Raw genomic sequence first — 16,854 nt, forward strand, 5'->3', positions numbered from 1 at the left:
GCGGCGGGTGGGCGGAGGCTATGGACGGGCTGTGCGGCAACTCCGAGATCGAACGCTACCTCGCCCAAAACGGGCTATTGCCTACAGGAGACAGACATGGGCGCGATCGACGACGTCGTATCTCAGCAGCTAGGGGCTCGCTATCTCGTGGCCTCCTCCAACCAGTCGTTCAGCTCGTCGCGTTCACTTACGGGGTCTTGAACTAGGCCGTACTTCAAGGCCCTGGCGAAGAACCAGTCAGCAAGTATGCGACCTATGGCGCTTTTGTCTAGACCAGGTCGAAGATTCTGCGAAAAGTACAAAGATTTAAAGATGTAATCGAGGTTGCTTCGAGATGGGACGAAGTCTTGCCCTGAGACTTCGTCTCGCACACGCTTCGCAAGCTGATTTATTTGGCTGATTCCGAGGATGCCGTCCTCAAGTCCCAGCTCTACCCACACAGCCGGGGACAAAGCGTCGACAACAAAGTCGAGTGTTTTAGACATTTTTTCCGAACTCAGAAGGGGAACGCCCGAATCATGCTGCCTCAAAGTATTTACAACGAGCGGCACACCTTCGGGCGGGGTCCCCGAGCTTGCAGCTGCTTCTCGCTCCGACGCCACAAGAGTTGAAGGGAAGTTCGCCGGCAACACCCTTCCAGGTGGAATGTCGACAATGGAAACGTCCGGAACTGCAGCCCGAATGAGTTCTTTGAAAGTCCCGAACCCACCCCAGTTTGCAGTCACCTCCCGACCAAAATTGGCCTGGACTTGCCAGGCGACTTGGGCAAGCGAGGCAGGCTTTGTAAGCGCCCCTACCACTTTTCGCGCTTCGGCTACGAGCGCTTCCCGTACATCCTCGACCGCCGTTGGCTTCACGTCATCGTGGCTGTCCGACGCGACTCGCTCGTCCGGTTCACCCGTAGCATCTCTCTGCGCAAGCTCATCAAGCTCATTCCGGAGATCCTGGGCCAAGTCATCGACGGTAGCCAAGAGGTCCGCCATACGCTTGGCAAACTTCGTCACCAACTGTGGCATGTGGCTACCGGGTTTGTATGTGTCCTCGTGTGTTAGTTCACCCCAGCTATCTTGCAGCAGAGTCCTCACTTGCAACTCGCCTCGGGCCGGACTCCAACCATTCCTAGCTTGGATCAGCGTATGCAAGTTGATGTGGTACGCCCGATATCCAGAGTCCTTCGCATGGTTCTTCTCACTTTTGGGATCTATACAAAGCCCGGCAGGCATTTCGTCTACGTCGACATATTCAAGTGCGACAATGATATTCTTGAATGTGCGGACGTCCACGAGATTGTTGCACGTGACTCGCACACCAACGAGATCGTCAATCACGCTGAGGATGTCTTCGAGCTTACTGATGTCATGCACATATCGCTCGTTCAGCATTTTGTTCCAGAGCCTGGTTGCGTCCTTAATACGCGAGTGTGAGACTCGGATTCTCAATCGGTCGACGTCACTGAGTTCTTGATCCAAGATCTCGTTGAGGACACGTGTAAATGTGTCCCTCGCGGGCTGTAAGCGACTCTTAGATAACGAGTCGTACCACTCTGCAAACTCGTCGTAGGTAAAAGGAAATGAGCCCACAGGTACGGGTTGCTTTTTTGACGCTGACACGTCGCCTCCGAGACAGATGTAGTCGCCTGACCCAGCTGTCACCGAAATGACTGCAGCGCCGACATGGAATTGCCAAAGAGTATGAGGAACGGAACGACATGACGACCCCTCATGCTCACTTCAAACGGGTGAAGAGTGGACAGGTCCGGGTGAATTGCGGACGGCGCGAGTTGGCGTCGTCTTCATGCGCTTCTCGGGCGGCCACTAATGGAAAATCCTGGCGGCGTCGATCTTTTCTGCAAGGCGGCTGCCCTAAGAATTGTCTGAGAGGTTCTCATTACGGCCAGGCGGTGACTGGAAGGACGATGTGCGGTCCCGCCGCGGCGATACAAATCAGCAGTGCTAGTCACCCGGGTCCTCGCGTCAGCCGCGGGCGTGGCGCACGTACGCGACGATCGCGTTGGCGTGCCCGTGCCCCAGACCGTGCTCGGACTTCAGCCACGCCACGACCTGCATGTGCGCGTGCTCGTCGAGGCGTGCGTCGACCAGGTCGAGCCAGTCCTGCATCGGCCGACCGGAGGTGCGCTCGATGCTCGGGAAGTACGACGCCGGTCCCTTCACGGTCTGGCCGTCGTCGGGCGGTTCGGGTGCCAGGACGCGTCGCTCGGACATGTCGTGACGGTAGCAGCCCGGGACGGTGACAGGCGGGGTCGACGCTTCGCAGCCGCCCGTTTCCCCTAGGGTCACCTCATGTCGAGGGAACGTCGAAGGCGCCAACTGATCGCCGGTGGTGTGACGGCGGCCGTCTCCCTCGGGGCGTTCGGCGCCGGAGGCCTGGTGTCGGCCGCCTGGCCGGCGGCATCGGGAGTCGTCGGGGCGGTCAGCTTCGGAGCGTTCCTGGTCTCGCTCTGGTTCTTCCTGACGGTCGTCGCCGAGCGGGACGGCCCGCCGACGGCGACGACCGCGATGCCGACGAGCCCCACGGCCCGGCCGGTGAGGCACCTCCGGGAGCCCCCGTTCGTCCCGGTCCTGCGGCGGGTCGACGTCGACGAGACCCTCGACCTGTTGCTCGCCCAGGATCGCGGCGAGGACGCGACCAGCGACGAACGCGAGGTCGTCGTCGCACTTACGGCCGCAGATCTGGTGACGATGTCGAGCGCCCTGCGGGCCGTCGTCGTCAGCCCCTTCACGGACGACCGGGACGGACTCTTCCGCGTGTCGTCGTCGACGGCACTCGCCTGGGCGCGCCGAGCGGATCGGGCCGCGAGGAATGCGCCCGCGCCGGGTCCTCCTGGTGTCGGTTCGGTGGGGGTGCGACGCATCGGCTGGACGGCCTGGGCCCTCGAGCAGGACCACCCGGTCGGGGTCGGAGCGGCTCCGGACCCGTGGTTCGCCGTCCGGGTCGATCAGCTCCACTTCGTCGCGGACGCGGTCCGGCGCGTGGCCAAGGCGGGGCCACCGGCCGGTCGGCCGGCAGCCGACGTGCCCGGACTCGACGAGGCGGTGGTCCACGAGGTGGCGTCGCGTCTGTCCCTCGTCCTCCGGGGCGCCTCGGTGTCCGACCCGCGCCCCGTTCCCGCTCCGCCCACCGGTAGGCGCGTGTCTCCACCGCCTGTCCTGGCCGACGTCACGTGGGGGCTCGAGCCGTCGGACGTCCGAAGTCGCCTCCGCCCCGACCTCAGCTATCGGCCCTTGGTCTGGCTCGGCTCCGGCCACCCCGACTTCTCTGCCGGCGAGGCGACCCTCGACGGAGTCCTGCTGGGGGCGATCTGCTCACGAGCAGGGAACGGGGACGGCCGCGACCGGGTCGAGCTCCGCTTCTGGGCGCAGGTCGACCTCGGCGATCTCGTCGCACCCGGTGACCCGGTGACGCTGCTCGAGGGGGAACGCACGGTGGCCCGCGGCGTCGTGGTGGACGGCACGACTTAAGCCCCGCTTCAGATTCGCTTCCGAGAGTGGTGCTTGCCGGCGGGAACGACCCGACCGCCAGCCGCACCGCGGCTGGCCCGGCACCGAGATCTGGAGACACCATGGCGAAGGACATCACCCCCGGCGGCCGCGACGACGACCGTTTCGACGACAACGCCCCCTCGCAGGACGACGCATGGGCCGAGCGCCTCCGCCGCGAGGACGAGGACGAGGACGCCCGCGCGACGACCGAGCTGCCCGCCGCGGCACCCGGTCAGCCGACCGCCCCGACCCGACCGATCGTCGCGGACGACCAGCGCACCCGCGAACTGCCCACCGAGGGCAGTGCGTTCCGCGCCGAGTCGAGCACGCGCCGCCGCCCGAAGAAGGGCCTGCTCGTCGGCATCGGCATCGCGGCGGCCGGCCTCGCGCTGGTCGGCACGAGCGCGGCCGTCGCCGTCTCGAACGCCGACGGTTCGACCGTCAGCGCCTCGTCGACCGCGACCCCCGGCCAGGACGACACCACCGACCCGTCCGACGGCGCCACCGAGGCACCGACGGACGCACCGACCCCGCCGACCCCCGGTGACGAGGCCGACGGCAGCGGTCCCGCCGAGGGCACCGGTCCCGACGGCAAGACGTTGCCGACCCCGGGCACCGGCCCCGACGGCGAAGCCCTGCCCGACCCCGGCACGGGGCCTGACGGCAAGGCGCTGCCGACCCCCGGCACCGGCCCCGACGGCAAGGCCCTGCCGACCCCCGGCACCGGCCCCGACGGCGAAGCCCTGCCCGACCCCGCCGACGGCGCTCCGGCCGACGGCCCTGCGGACGGTGGCCCGAAGGGCCCCGGGCACGGCCACGGCCCCGCCGGCAAGGGCGGACCCGAGAAGGACGCGGACGGCGGAGACGACTCCGACCGCCCGACCCCGCCGACCGACGCACCGACCCCTCCCACGGACGCCCCGACGCCCACGGACGCCGCGACGCCCGGCATCGAAGAGGGCTCGGGCTCGTAGGCCGCCCGGCCCCTGCGGCCCGAACCGCAGGGGTCCGCACGAACCGCCGGCGTCCGCCAGAACCGCCGGCGACCGTCAGAACCGTCGGCGTCCGTCAGAACCGCGTGGTGATGCCGCCCTCGACCACGGGCGGCACCCCACGGCGGTCGGCCGCGCCCCGCACCGTGGCGATCTCGGTCCACTTGTCGATCGTGGTGCAGGGGTGCGAGACGCCGAGCCGCACCAGGTCGCCGACCTGCAGGCCGGACGACGGGTCGAGCCGCAAGAAGGCGTGCTGGTCGTTGAGCGCCGACACGTGCGACCCGTCGAGCACCCCCGGGAGGCGCCGATCGGCCGCCTGAGGACGCCACGCCTCGAGCGCCACCGGGAACCCCTCGTCGTCGGAGGTGTCGCGACGGCCGACGTTCAACAAGGCCAGGCCGGGCTCGGGACGCGACACCACCGACGCCCACAGCTCGAGGGCCGGTCGGAACGCAGGCCCGGCCGCGAGCCCGGTCCGCCGAGGCCCGGGCCCGGCGGGCACCCCGCCCGAGCGCCCGGCCCCGAATCCCTCGACGAGGCCGTCGAGCCCGGTCAGCTCGCCGTCGGTCGGCCCGCCCATCTCGCGATCGGCCTGCGCCCCGGCCGAACCGTCGCCGACGACCACCGTGACGTCGGGGTCGACGCCACCCGCGCCTCCTGGGCCGTCGGCCGTCGTGCCGCGCGCGGAGGGCGTCAGCCGTCGGTAGAGGTCGTGGTCGTGGGCGACGTACGAGCCCGACCTCAGGACGACCCGCGTGCGCGGGCCCTGCAGCCCCGAGGGGTCGTGCCGGCCGCCGAGCACGGCGACGACGCGGTCGAAGTAGACGCTGCCGCCCGCGGTGAGCACGACGTCGTGGCCGGAGGCCAGCCAGTCGTCGAACGCCGGCGCCCCGATGCCGTCGAGCACGTCGAGCAGACCCCTGAGGTAGTCGTCGACCACGGCGAGGCCCGCGTCGTCGACGTCGTGCGTGAGGGCGCCCTCGTAACCGGCGACCCCGGCCAGCACGAGGTGCGGAGCGGCCGCCACGGCCTCGGCCACGAGCAGCGCCTCGCGCACGGAGCGAGCGCCCGTCCGCCCGAGCGGCGACCCGAACTCGACCAGCACGGCCAACGGCCGCTCGGCCTCGCCCCGAGCCAGGCCGGCGTCGACCAACCGCACCGTCTCGACCGAGTCGACCCACATCAGCACGTCGGCCCCGGGGGCGGCGAGCGCCGCCAGGGTCGCGGGGGCGAAGGCGGTGCCCGCCATGACGACGGTCGGCACCCCGGCCTCGCGCGCCACGGCGACCTGGAAGGCCGTCGCGAGCGTGATGCCCCACGCCCCGGCGTCGAGCTGCTGCCGCCAGATCTCGGGCGCCATCGTCGTCTTGCCGTGCGGCGCCAGGTCGACGCCGGCCTCCCGACACCAGGCGGCCATGGTGTCGACGTTGTGGGCGAGGGCGTCGAGGTCGAGGGTCAGCAGCGGGGTCGCGAGGTCGATCAGCGGCACGGGACGCGGTTCGCGACCGAAGCCGACCTTGCTGGTCGACGGGTGGGCCGGGGTCGACGGTGCCAGGGGCGAGGTGGTCATGGTGCCTTCCGACGGGCGGGTGGAGGGGTGGAGCGCTCAGGCCGTGAGTCGGTGCCTGACGGTAGCTTGGCAGGCACCCCCGACACGCGACACATCACCCGGGGGGCGCATCCACCATCGAGCACCACCACGACAGAGCAGAGAAGAGCAGACCCGTGAGCGAGAAGACCGAAGTCCGCACCGGCGGCGCACCGACCCCCATCTCGACCTTCTCGCAGGGCGTGCTCAAGAACGGGTTCCTCAGCGTCTCGGGTCAGGGGCCGCAAGACCCCGGCACGGGCGAGTACCTGCACGCGGGCGACCTCACGTCGCAGACCGTCCGCACGCTCGACAACGTCAAGGCCGTCGTCGAGGGCGCCGGCGGCACGTTCGACGACGTCGTGTCGCTGCGGGTCTTCCTCACGACGCGAGACGACTTCGCCGAGATGAACGCCGCCTACGAGACCTACCTGCTGCAGAACGTGCCGAGCGGCGTGTTCCCCACCCGCACGACGGTCTTCGTCGAGCTGCCGAACGAGGCCATGCTCGTCGAGATCGACGCACTCGCCGTCCTCAGCTGAGGCACGCCGAGACCGCAGGAGGCGCGGGCTCAGTCCGCCGTGCCCGTCACCACCACGGTCTTCCGCGACCACGTCGCGTCGGTCAGCTGTGCCAGCATGAAACGAGCGACGTCGGCCCGGGTGACGTGGATGCCGCGCCCCTCGGGAAGCTTCTCCCCCGTGGCGAGCGACCCGGTCGCCGGGTCGTCGGTGAGCCGCGTCGGGTAGACGAGGGTCCAGTCGAGGCCGCTCTCGCGCACCTCGGCGTCGGCGACCTCCTTCGCGGCGTAGACCTTGCCGAGCACGGTGTGGAAGAACACCTTCTGCAGCGTGTTCGCGTCGTCCTGGCTGTCGCCGACGCCGAACGCCGAGCAGACCACCAGCCGGTCGACCCCTGCCTCGCGCATCGCCGGCAGCAGGGCCCGTCCGACCTCGACCTCGACCGGGTGCCGGATGTTGCGCGAACCGATCGCGTTGAGCACCGCGTCCTGCCCGGTGACGGCCGCCCTGACGTCGTCCGGCGAGGTCGCGTCGCCCGTGAGCACCCGCACGCCGTCGGTCACGTCGAGCGCCGAGGCGTCGCGGACGAGCACCGTCACGTCGTGCCCCGCCGACAGCGCGACGCGCAGCACGTGCGAGCCCGTGCCTCCGGTCGCACCCAGCACCAGAACCTTCATCGCGCCTCCTGTCGTTCATCGAAGCGAACACCGTCCGGCCGGGGCGGGGCCGGGAGAACCCGATCGACGACCTGGACGGCCGGGCGGTAGGGCGTCGCGGGGAGGGTCGACCGGACCAGGGGGCGGCCGAACCGGGCAGGCCGACGTGCGCCGGCCTGGTGCTCGGGGCGGGGTCCGCGGGGCCGGCTCTGCAGGGCGGGGTCAGCGGAGGCGGCGACCGGCAGCCCAGAGGCCGACCAGCCCCGACGGGCCGAGCCGGGGCGTCGTGTAGGTGGCCCGGTCGACGTAGGCCCGAGGGTCGATCAGCTGCAGGTCGGCGACGGCCCCGGGAGCGACGCCGAGCGCGCCTCCTCCGCGACCGACGGCGCGACCCTCCGCCCCGCCACCGGGCTCGAAGCCACCGCCGCCGCCCACCCCGCCGTCGACCCCGCCCGGCCGGCCGGCGCCCAGCCCGAACCGCGAGGAGGCGCGGGTCGACATCCGAGCGATCGCCTCGCCCCGCGACAGCACGGCCTGCGTCCCCGCACCGGCGTACGTGTCGAGCACGCGCGAGAAGGTGCCGAACAGCCTCGGGTGCACGGTGCCGGTCTCGCGTGGAAGGCCGTCCGAGCCGACCAGGGTGTGCGGCCAGGCGAGCGCCGTCCGCATGCCCTCGAGGTCGGTGTGGAAGACGATGACGGTCAGCGACCCGCGCTCGGCGAGGACGAGGTCGGCGAGCACCTCGCGCGGGTCGGCGCCGACCACCGCCGCGACGTCGGACAACGATCGCCCCTCGAACGGCTCGTGCTCGGGCCGGGTGAACCCGGCCAGCGAGATGCGCGACGGCCCGATCGCGGCGTACTGGTTCTCGAGCGTCGAGCCGGTCCACGGCTCGAGCAGCCCGTCGAGCACCTGTCGTCGCGAGCGCGTGCCGGGCCGCAGCGCCTCGAGCAGGCTCTCGACCCCGCGGTCGGCGGTCGCCGGCGGGAAGAGCGACGCCACGGTCGTGCTGCCCGCGTCGTAGGGGTAGACGTCGGCGCTGACGTCGACCCCGTCGTGGCGCAGGGCGTCGAGGTGCTCGACGACCGCGGGCATGCCCCCGACGTTGCGCGGACCCGTCACCTTGAGGTGGCTGACGTGCACGGCCGCCCCGGTCTCGCGCCCGAGCGACGCCAGTTCGTCGACGGAGGCGCGCAACCCGTCGGCCTCGTTGCGGACGTGGGCGACGAGCAGCTTGCCGCGCGCCGCGCACTCGCGCGCCAGTGCGACGAGCTCGGGCCGGTCGGCGGCGTCGCCGGGCGCGTACATCAGGCCGAGCGAGACGCCGAGGGCGCCCGCGTCGAGCGCCTCGCCGACCGACGCCGCGATGCGTGACCGCTCGGCGCGGTCGGCCGGCCGGCGCTCGAACCCGACGACGGCCGCCCGCAGGGGCGCGTGCGGCACGAGCGTCGCCGCGTGCAGGCCGAACCGCCCGTCCGCGTCGCCCTCGGCCAGCGTCCGCACGTAGTCGGCGAAGGTCGGCCAGGTCCGGCGGGGGAACTCCCCCAGCACCGGCCTCGAGTAGTCCGCGAGCGAGCGGTCGCCGGGGTCGACCGGCGACGGCGCCACGCCTTGGCCGCAGTTGCCGACGATCGTGGTCGTGACGCCCTGCCCGGTCTTCGGCTCGACCCCGCCCGGGCGGAACAACGCCGCGTCGTCGTGCGCGTGCACGTCGACGAAGCCGGGCAGCACGTCGAGCCCCGTCGCGTCGATCACCTCGACCCCGCTGGCGGCCCCGGCGGCCCCGATCGCCCCACCGGCCCCGGACGAGGAGGCGCGGTGCCCGCCACCGACGGACGCCGCCGCCCCGGGGCCGACGGCCGAGACCACCCCGTCGCGCACGACGACGTCGGCGACGCGACCCGCGCCTCCGGAGCCGTCCCAGACCGTGCCGCCCACGAGCACCAGCGTCGTCACGTCGCCGCGACCGTCACCAGCGCACGATTGCAGGGCGCCCTCACGGGCGGGCTACTCGAAGCGCTGCCACTCGGGCTTGTTCTCGTAGGTGTAGCGGTAGTAGTCGGCGAGCTGCAGCAGGGCTGCGGCGGCTTCGTCGACGACGATCGTGGCGTGCCGGTGCAGCTGCAGCGCGCTGCCCGGGCACATCGCGCTGAGCGGCCCCTCGACCATGCCGGCGACCGCCGCGGCCTTGGCCGACCCCTGGGCCACGAGGACGACCTCGTGCGCGTCGAGGATCGTGCCGAGCCCCTGCGTGAGGCAGTGCGTCGGCACCTGCGAGGGGTCGTCGAAGAAGCGGGCGTTGTCGGCCCGGGTCTGCGGGGCCAGGGTCTTGATGCGGGTGCGCGACGCGAACGACGACGTGGGCTCGTTGAAGCCGATGTGCCCGTTCGCACCGATGCCGAGGATCTGGACGTCGATGCCGCCCGCGTCGGCGATGGCGCGCTCGTAGTCGACGACCGCGGCCTCGACGTCGGCCGCCCGGCCGTCGGGCACGCGCACCTTCGAGGCGTCCATGCCCAGCGGCACGACGACGTCGCGGTGGATCACCGACGCGTAGCTCTCGGGGTGCTCGAGCGGGATGCCGACGTACTCGTCGAGCGCGAACCCCGAGGCACGACCGAAGTCGAGCTCTCCGGCCTCGACCCGCGCGACGAGCGACGCGTAGATGCCGGTGGGCGACGATCCGGTCGCGAGGCCCAGCACGGCCTCGGGATCGCGTTCGACGACCGACGCGATCTTGCGGGCGGCGACGCGGCCGACCTCGTCGGCGTCGCGGACGATGATGATCTCCATGGGGCTCCTCCCCGGTCGTGACGGATGCGCAGGCCGAGGCGGAGGCGGCACCTGCGTCGTGACGCAGCCCGCGCCTCCTCCGCCTCGCGCCTCGAGGCTCGCGCCTCTCAGGCCTCGGCGCGGATGTTGGCCACGACCGACTCGATGTACGCCTCGCGCTCTTCTCGCGAGGCCGGGCGGCCGGGCACGCCCGGACGCTGCTGCCACGGTAGCGGGCCGGACTCGTGCCGGTACTCGACGCCGATCGAGTCGAGGCGTGAGAGGTGCACGGCGAGCCGTGTGGAGAAGTCGTCGAAGTCGCGCGGCTCGGTGGTCCAGAGCGCCTCGGCGACGGCGCACAGCCTCGGGAACGCGAAGAAGTCGACCGTGCGGGGCGAGTCCATGTGCTCGGTCCAGATGTTGGCCTGGCCGCCCAGCACGTGCCGGGCCTCGGCCTCGTCGAGCGCCTCGGGCACCGGCTCGAAGGCGTACACGTCGGCGAGGGTCAGCGGGATCGACACGGGGATCGGCTCGTCCGACCCGTCCGACTGCCGGTAGTCGAGGTACACCTGGTCGTCGGGGCAGGCGACGACGTCGTAGCCGCGCCGGGCCGCCGTGATCGCGCCGGTCATGCCGCGCCACGACGCCACCGTCGCGCCGGGCGACATCGCGGCGTTCCCCTCGAGGATCTCGTCCCAGCCGAAGGTGCGTCGCCCGGCCGCCGCGAGGTGCGCGTCGAGCCGACCGATGAACCAGGCCTGCAGCTCTTCTTCGTCGGCGAGCCCGCGCTCGCGCATCAGCTGCTGGGTGCGCGGGTCGGCCTGCCACTGCGCCTTGGGGCACTCGTCGCCGCCGATGCCGATCCAGGTGCCCGGGAACAGCTCCATCACCTCGTCGAGCACGTCGGTGTAGAAGTCGACCGTCGACTGCTCGGTGTTGAGCACGTCCTCGAAGATGCCCCACTCCGTCCCGACGGCGATCTGCCGCGGCGACTCGACCGGCGTGCCGTCGACCTCGACGGCCCCGACGCCCAGGTGCGGGTAGGCCGTGATCGCGGCCATCGAGTGGCCCGGCACGTCGACCTCGGGCACGACCGTGATGTGGCGTGCCGCGGCGTAGGCCACGACCTCGCGGATGTCGTCCTGCGTGTAGAAGCCGCCGTGCGGCCGACCGTCCTGGGTCGCGTCCGGCCCCGCCCCGACCTGCGACGAGCCGCGCCAGGCGCCCACCGAGGTCAGCCGCGGGTACTTCGCGATCTCGATGCGCCAACCCTGGTCCTCGGTGAGATGCCAGTGCAGCGTGTTCAGCCGGTGCAGCGCCATCAGGTCGACGAAGCGCAGCACGTCGTGCTTCGGCAGGAAGTGCCGCGCGACGTCGAGGTGCGTCCCCCGCCAGCCGAACCGCGGTCGGTCCTCGACGTCGACGGCGGGCACCACCCAGTCGACGCCCGGCACGAGGGCCGACCGGTACACGGACGCGGGCAGCAGCTGACGCAGCACCTGGGCGCCGTGGAACGCCCCGGCCGCGTCGCCGCCGGTGATGCGCACCCCGGCGGGTCGCGCCTCCAGCCGGTAGGCCTCGGCCCCGAGCGAGGCGTCCAGGTCGAACGAGATGCCGGTGCCGTCGGCGCTGCCCTCGCGCAGGGGCAGCCCGGTCGCCGGACGCAGCGCCTGCTGCAGCCAGGCGACGACGCCGGCCAGCTCGTCGGGCGCCGAGACGCGCGTGGCCGAGTCGAGTCGGAACGCCCCGGAGGCGCGGGTCAGCCGGGCCGGACGCGGCACGATAGCGACGGGTGCGGTCTCGGGCGTCGTGGTGCCGGGGCGAGCGGGCGTCGAGGTGGTCGAGGGTGTGTGCGTCACGGGGTCAGCCCTTCACGGCGCCGGCGGACATGCCGGTCACCAGGTTGCGTTGGATGATCATGAAGAAGACGACGACCGGCAACGAGAACAGCACCGAGGCCGCCATCTGCCCGCCGAAGTCTGTGCCGCTCGTCGGCGTGCTGAACGAGGCCAGCCAGACCGGCAGCGTGTACATCGACTGGTCCTTCATGAACGTGTAGGCCACGAGGTAGTCGTTCCAGGCGGCGATGAAGGCGAAGATGCTCGTCGCGATCATGCCGGGCAGCACGAGCGGGAACATGATGCGCGTCAGCACCTGCCAGGTGCTCGCACCGTCGAGCTGGGCGGCCTCTTCGACTTCGACCGGGATCGCCAGGAAGAACCCGCGCATCACCCAGATCGAGAACGGCAGCGTCGACGCGACGTACGCCAGGATGAGCCCGCCGTAGGTGCCGAGCAGCCCCAGGCTGTTGAAGATCAGGAACTGCGGGATCAGCAGGGCCGTCGCCGGCAGCATCTGCACGATCAGGATGAACACCATGATCGTGCGCCGCCCCCGGAACCGGAACCGCGACAGGGCGGCCGAGGCGAACAGGCCGAGCACGATCGAGAAGATCACGGCGCCCGCGACGACGATGACGCTGTTGCGCAGGTTCGTGAAGAAGTCCGACTGCGTCACGGCGACGACGAAGTTGTCGAACGTGGGGTTCTGCGGCCAGAACAGCGGGGTCGCCGTCATCACCTCGGGCCGTGGCTTGAACGCCGTGTTCACCATCCAGTAGACGGGGAACAGCCAGACGAGGCTGAAGACGACCGCGATCGCGTTGCTGACCCAGCGGGGCTTCCGGCGGCGGCGGGTCGGGCGCGCGGCCGACGGGCGGACGGTGCCGTGGCCCGAGCGCGCCTCCGTGCTCTTCTCGTCGCGGGCGACGGTCTCGGTCGTCGTGGTGCCGACGCCGGCGGGTGCGGTCGTGGTCACAGGTCTTCTCCGGATCGGACGAGGTTGCGGACGTAGAACGCGGTCAGCACGACGAGCAGCAGCGTGGTGACCACCGAGATGGCGGCGCCCTGCCCGATGTCGAAGCCGACGAACGCGGTGACGTAGGTGAAGACGCCGAGGGTCGAGGTCGCGTCGTCGGGGCCGCCGGCCGAGACGAGCCAGATCTGGTTGAAGGCGTTGAAGTCCCAGATGATCGACAAGATGGTGATCAGCAGCAGAGTCGGCTTGAGGAAGACCAGGGTGACCGTCCGGTAGACGCGCCACTCGCTCGCGCCGTCGAGCCGCGCGGCCTCTTTGTACTCGAGCGGGATCTGCGTCTCGGCGGCGTACATGGTCAGTGCGATGAAGGGCACGGCCTGCCACACGATGAGCATCCAGATGCTCGTGTAGGCGAGGGCCGCGTCGTTCGACCAGTCGACGTTGGTCATGTCGCCGACCAGGCCGGTCTGGGTGAGCAGCCAGTTCGCGACGCCGTAGCCGGGCTGGAACAGCCACTTCCAGACGATCGACGACGCCACGTTCGGCATAGCCCAGGCGAGGATCAGCACGACGGTCACGGCGTACCGCATCGGGGTGCCGAGTCGGGTCAGCAGGTGCGAGACGCCGGTGCCGATCAGCACGCTGCCGCCGACCATCGCGGCCGTGAACACGAGCGTGCGGCCGAGCGACCACCAGAAGTCGGTGTCGGTCAGCAGGGTCGCGTACTGCTGCACGCCGACCGAGTCGTAGGCGCCGGTGAAGAGCGAGCGCTGGTCGTAGTCGGTGAACGACGTGAAGACCAAGAACACGATGGGTGCGACGGTCACGGCCAGCAGCACGATGCCGGCCGGCGAGAGCAGCCAGAGCGGGGCGAGCTGGCGCTTCTTCCCCGGCCGCACCGGAGCCTTCCGCTCGTTCTTCGGGCGCCTGCGGCCCTTCTGGTCGGGCGCAGCGCCGGGCGGGGTCTCGGTGAGACCGGGAGCGATCGAGAGGGCCACGGTTCCTCTTTCGGTTCGAGTCCAGGAGGGGCGGGTCGAGGGGGCGGGAGCGCCGCGCGATCAGGTGGTCGCGCGGCGCCCCCGGGGTGCTGCCGGTGGTCGGTGCCGGTTGCCCGGCGGTGCCGGTCGCCCGGCGGTGCCGGTCGCCCGGCGCCTCGTCGTCAGTCGTTCAGTGCCTCGTCGGTGGCCTCGTCGAAGGACTTCGCCGCGGCCTCGGCCGACTTGGAGCCCGAGACGACCGAGGAGAAGAGCTGGTTGATGCTCTTGTCGCCCTCGAGGGCCGCCCAGTTCGCACTGGCCGGGGTGGCCTTCGAGTTCAGGGCGGCGTCGAAGAAGCCCTTCTGGATCGGCGTCACGACGCTGCCGGCCGCCTCGATGCCCTCTTCGCTGTTCGGGATCCAGCCGTCGTTGCCGACGACCCACTCGCTCTGGATGTCGGGGCTGGTGGCGATCTTGGTCCACTGCAGGGCGAGGTCGGAGTTCTGGCTCTTCGCCGCGATGCCCCAGTCCGAGCCGCCCAGCATGACCGGCTGCGTCTCGCCCGACTTGCCGGGCATCGGGAAGGTGCCGAAGTCGTCGTCGGTCAGCGCGGGGTTGGCCTTCTTGATCAGGTCGATCGAGCCGTTGGTGTGCAGGATCGTCGCGGTCTTGCCGTCGGCGAAGACCTGCGTCTGGTCGGGCGCGTCGGTGTCGAGCGTCTGCGAGGCGGGCGTCGAGTAGGCGTTCTGGAACTCCGTGAAGTCCTCGAGACCCTGCTGCGCCTCCTCGCTCTCGAGGCCGGCGGTCCAGGTGCCGTCACTCGACGTGGCGATCTCGCCGCCGGCGTCCCAGACGAACTGCATGCCCGCGTACCAGTACTGGCCGGGCAGGTAGAAGGCCGAGAAGTCGGAGGCCGTGTTCGCGGCCTTCACCGCGTCGAGGTCGGCCGTGAGCTCGTCGTAGGTGGTCGGGGCCTCGGTGATGCCGGCCTGGGCCCACATCGTCTTGTTGTAGATGACGGCGCGGGCACCGGCGAAGCCCGGCACGGCGTACAGCGAGTCGTCGACGGTGGCGGGTTCTTCGAGACCGGTCAGCCAGGTCTGGCCCTGCTCGAGGTCGTCGCGGTACGACGTCAGGTCGAGCAGCGCGCCGTTCGCGGCGTAGCTGGCGACCTGCGTGTTGCCGAGGTCGAGCACGTCGGGCGGCGTGCTCGTCGCGAGCGCCGTGCTGATCTTCGTGGTGATGCCGTCCCACTGCTGGATCTGGACGTCGACCTCGGCGCCGGTCTGCTTCGTGAACTCCTCGTTGATCGCGTCGATGGTCTCGGGCGTGTAGTCACCCGTCATGACCCAGACGGTCAGGCTCTTCCCGTCGCCCTTGGTCGTGGGGACGGCCTGCGGCGAGTCGGACGAGCTGCCGCCCGTGCCCGAGCTCGAGCAGGCGGTCAGGGCGAGTGCCGCGGCCAGGCCCAGGGCCCCGACCGCCGTGTAGCGTTGGATTCGCAATTTCATCTCCTCGTTCTCGAAGCGGGGATGCCGCATCGCTGTGGTCCCGGCCCGCGCTCGCACAAGCGTCGGGTCGGGAATGCGGCACGGGCGAAGGCCCTCGCCGCCTCCGGGGGTGGGCCCCCGAGGTCTGTGGTGGGGCTCACGTCAGCCCCAGTTCGGCCTGCAGCACGAACGACGCCGCCCCCCGCAGGGCGAGGTCGGTGCCGCTGCCCGCGATGCGCATCGTCAGGCCGTTGCTGACCGCCGACAGGGTCCGCTGCCGGACGGTCTCGCGGGCCGCCCGCAGCAGGGCGCCCTCGACCAGGTCGGCGGGGCCCGACAGCACGACCTCGTCGATGTTCAGCGCGCTGACGATGGGCGCGAGGACGAGCCCGAGGGCTCGACCGGCGTCGTGCAGCACGGCACCTCGCGATCCCTCGTCGTGCTGACGGAGGCGCGCCCTGAGCTGCGGAGCGGCCAGCACCTCCTCGAGGCACCCGCGTCGCCCGCACGCGCACACATCGCCGTTCTCGTCGACCGTCACGTGCCCGATCTCGCCGGCCGAGAACTGGTCGCCCTCGACGAGGGCACCGGCGACGACCAGCCCGACGCCGACGCCGTGGTCGATGGTGACGACCATGAGGCTCTGGCCCGTCGCGGCGCGTACGGTCGCGGGGTGCGCGGTCGGGGGGTGCGTGGTGGCGGTCGCGGGGTGCCCGGTCGCGGGGTGCGCGGTCGCGGCCTGCACGGTCGTCTCGCCGAAGGTGCGGATGCCCACGGCGGCGGCGTTCGAGTCGTTGCCGACGTGGACCGGCAGCCCGACGTGGTCGGACAGGCGCGCCCGCAGGGGCAGGTCGTACCAGCCGAGGTGGACGGCGGTGCGGACGACCCCGTCGTGGTCGACGATGCCCGGTGTCGCGACGCCGACGCCGAGCACCGGGCGGGTCGTCAGCGCGCCGAGGTCGTCGACGAGACGTTCGACCAGGGCGACCGCGGCCTCACCGACGGCGCCGTCGAGGTCCACGCTCGCGCGCTCGACGACGCCGCCCCGCAGGTCGACGACGGCCCCCACGAAGCGCTCCGCGCTCGACAGGTCGACCGTGACGATGTGGAAGGCGTCCGACTCGATGCCGACGAGCGTCGCCGGCTTGCCGACCCGGGAGTCGTCCCGGACCCCGAGCTCGCGGGCGATGCCGCCGTCGATCAGCTCGGCGACGAGGGCCGAGACCGTCGGGCGGGTCAACCCCGAGCGACGGGCGAGGTCCGCCCGGCTCATCGAGCCGTCGCGGTAGAGCGCCTGCAGGACGAGCGACCGGTTGTGCGCGCGGACGGGCGGTTGCTGCTGCCTGGTGATCGTCGTGCTGGTCACGGGCGCGTCCTCTCGTCTCGGCATCGTCGCCGACCTGTGGCCCGGTCTGCAGGCCCGTCGGCAGCGGTGCCGGGGTGGCGACGCCATGGTGGCGTGCCGTTAGTAAATGAGCCTTACAAACACGTGTCAAGGTGCGTGGCGGCGAGTTTACGCACACGAAACACCGACGGTC

Annotated in this window: 14 protein-coding genes; 3 read left to right on the forward strand and 11 right to left on the reverse strand. The window is 71.0% G+C overall.

Annotated elements, in window-relative coordinates:
- Positions 1-140 precede the first annotated feature (140 nt).
- Positions 141-1,652 carry a GTP pyrophosphokinase family protein gene (locus ASG05_RS15835; RefSeq protein WP_369814048.1) on the reverse strand — a complete coding sequence of 504 codons (1,512 nt, stop codon included), beginning with the start codon at positions 1,650-1,652 and terminating at the stop codon, positions 141-143.
- 321 nt (positions 1,653-1,973) lie between these two features.
- A complete protein-coding gene (locus ASG05_RS07780) occupies positions 1,974-2,222 on the reverse strand; it encodes a DUF4287 domain-containing protein (RefSeq protein ID WP_056259570.1) in 249 nt (82 codons plus the stop codon).
- A gap of 78 nt (positions 2,223-2,300) precedes the next feature.
- On the opposite strand from ASG05_RS07780, the gene ASG05_RS07785 reads away from it, so the two are divergent.
- The gene (locus ASG05_RS07785; RefSeq protein WP_157490129.1) at positions 2,301-3,479 is read left to right on the forward strand and encodes a hypothetical protein; all 1,179 of its coding nucleotides are present in this window, start codon (positions 2,301-2,303) and stop codon (positions 3,477-3,479) included.
- Between the two features lie 101 nt (positions 3,480-3,580).
- Entirely contained in the window at positions 3,581-4,474 is an 894-nt protein-coding gene (locus tag ASG05_RS07790) for a hypothetical protein (protein WP_056259574.1), read from the forward strand.
- Between the two features lie 94 nt (positions 4,475-4,568).
- On the opposite strand, the gene ASG05_RS07795 is transcribed toward ASG05_RS07790, so the two are convergent.
- Positions 4,569-6,065, reverse strand: a complete 1,497-nt coding sequence (locus ASG05_RS07795) for an alanine racemase (RefSeq protein ID WP_056259576.1) — start codon at positions 6,063-6,065, stop codon at positions 4,569-4,571.
- Between the two features lie 155 nt (positions 6,066-6,220).
- Here ASG05_RS07795 and ASG05_RS07800 point away from each other — a divergent pair, with 155 nt between their 5' ends.
- Positions 6,221-6,625, forward strand: a complete 405-nt coding sequence (locus ASG05_RS07800) for a RidA family protein (protein ID WP_056259578.1) — start codon at positions 6,221-6,223, stop codon at positions 6,623-6,625.
- 29 nt (positions 6,626-6,654) lie between these two features.
- Here the strand turns inward: ASG05_RS07800 and ASG05_RS07805 are convergent, their stop codons facing one another.
- From ASG05_RS07805 to ASG05_RS07840, 8 genes are all read right to left on the reverse strand, one after another.
- On the reverse strand, positions 6,655-7,281 hold the full coding sequence (locus tag ASG05_RS07805) for an NAD(P)-dependent oxidoreductase (RefSeq protein WP_056259580.1): 627 nt from the start codon (positions 7,279-7,281) through the stop codon (positions 6,655-6,657).
- Between the two features lie 201 nt (positions 7,282-7,482).
- Complete coding sequence (locus ASG05_RS07810; protein WP_056259582.1) at positions 7,483-9,216, reverse strand: amidohydrolase family protein; 1,734 nt, start codon at positions 9,214-9,216, stop codon at positions 7,483-7,485.
- Between the two features lie 51 nt (positions 9,217-9,267).
- Positions 9,268-10,053 (reverse strand): glucosamine-6-phosphate deaminase, encoded by a 786-nt coding sequence (nagB, locus tag ASG05_RS07815; RefSeq protein WP_056259584.1) that lies wholly within the window; start codon positions 10,051-10,053, stop codon positions 9,268-9,270.
- 107 nt (positions 10,054-10,160) lie between these two features.
- Complete coding sequence (locus ASG05_RS07820) at positions 10,161-11,891, reverse strand: beta-N-acetylhexosaminidase (protein ID WP_200936780.1); 1,731 nt, start codon at positions 11,889-11,891, stop codon at positions 10,161-10,163.
- Between the two features lie 4 nt (positions 11,892-11,895).
- Positions 11,896-12,849, reverse strand: a complete 954-nt coding sequence (locus tag ASG05_RS07825; RefSeq protein ID WP_200936782.1) for a carbohydrate ABC transporter permease — start codon at positions 12,847-12,849, stop codon at positions 11,896-11,898.
- The gene (locus ASG05_RS07830) at positions 12,846-13,847 is read right to left on the reverse strand and encodes a carbohydrate ABC transporter permease (RefSeq protein WP_200936784.1); all 1,002 of its coding nucleotides are present in this window, start codon (positions 13,845-13,847) and stop codon (positions 12,846-12,848) included. The genes ASG05_RS07825 and ASG05_RS07830 overlap by 4 nt, the downstream gene beginning before the upstream one ends.
- 161 nt (positions 13,848-14,008) lie before the next feature.
- Positions 14,009-15,331, reverse strand: a complete 1,323-nt coding sequence (locus tag ASG05_RS07835) for a sugar ABC transporter substrate-binding protein (RefSeq protein WP_157490131.1) — start codon at positions 15,329-15,331, stop codon at positions 14,009-14,011.
- A 142-nt stretch (positions 15,332-15,473) separates the two neighbouring features.
- Positions 15,474-16,682 carry an ROK family transcriptional regulator gene (locus tag ASG05_RS07840; RefSeq protein WP_056259585.1) on the reverse strand — a complete coding sequence of 403 codons (1,209 nt, stop codon included), beginning with the start codon at positions 16,680-16,682 and terminating at the stop codon, positions 15,474-15,476.
- Positions 16,683-16,854: the final 172 nt, after the last annotated feature.

Origin of the sequence: Frigoribacterium sp. Leaf186 (assembly GCF_001423905.1) — a bacterium.
Lineage (GTDB): Bacteria > Actinomycetota > Actinomycetes > Actinomycetales > Microbacteriaceae > Frigoribacterium.

What these genes read in the sequence shown, in the direction of transcription:
- ASG05_RS07780 (WP_056259570.1), bottom strand. Translation starts at nt 2,222, where the DNA reads ATGTCCGAGCGACGCGTCCTGGCACCCGAACCGCCCGACGACGGCCAG.
- ASG05_RS07785 (WP_157490129.1), top strand. Translation starts at nt 2,301, where the DNA reads ATGTCGAGGGAACGTCGAAGGCGCCAACTGATCGCCGGTGGTGTGACG.
- ASG05_RS07790 (WP_056259574.1), top strand. Translation starts at nt 3,581, where the DNA reads ATGGCGAAGGACATCACCCCCGGCGGCCGCGACGACGACCGTTTCGAC.
- ASG05_RS07795 (WP_056259576.1), bottom strand. Translation starts at nt 6,065, where the DNA reads ATGACCACCTCGCCCCTGGCACCGTCGACCCCGGCCCACCCGTCGACC.
- ASG05_RS07805 (WP_056259580.1), bottom strand. Translation starts at nt 7,281, where the DNA reads ATGAAGGTTCTGGTGCTGGGTGCGACCGGAGGCACGGGCTCGCACGTG.
- nagB (WP_056259584.1), bottom strand. Translation starts at nt 10,053, where the DNA reads ATGGAGATCATCATCGTCCGCGACGCCGACGAGGTCGGCCGCGTCGCC.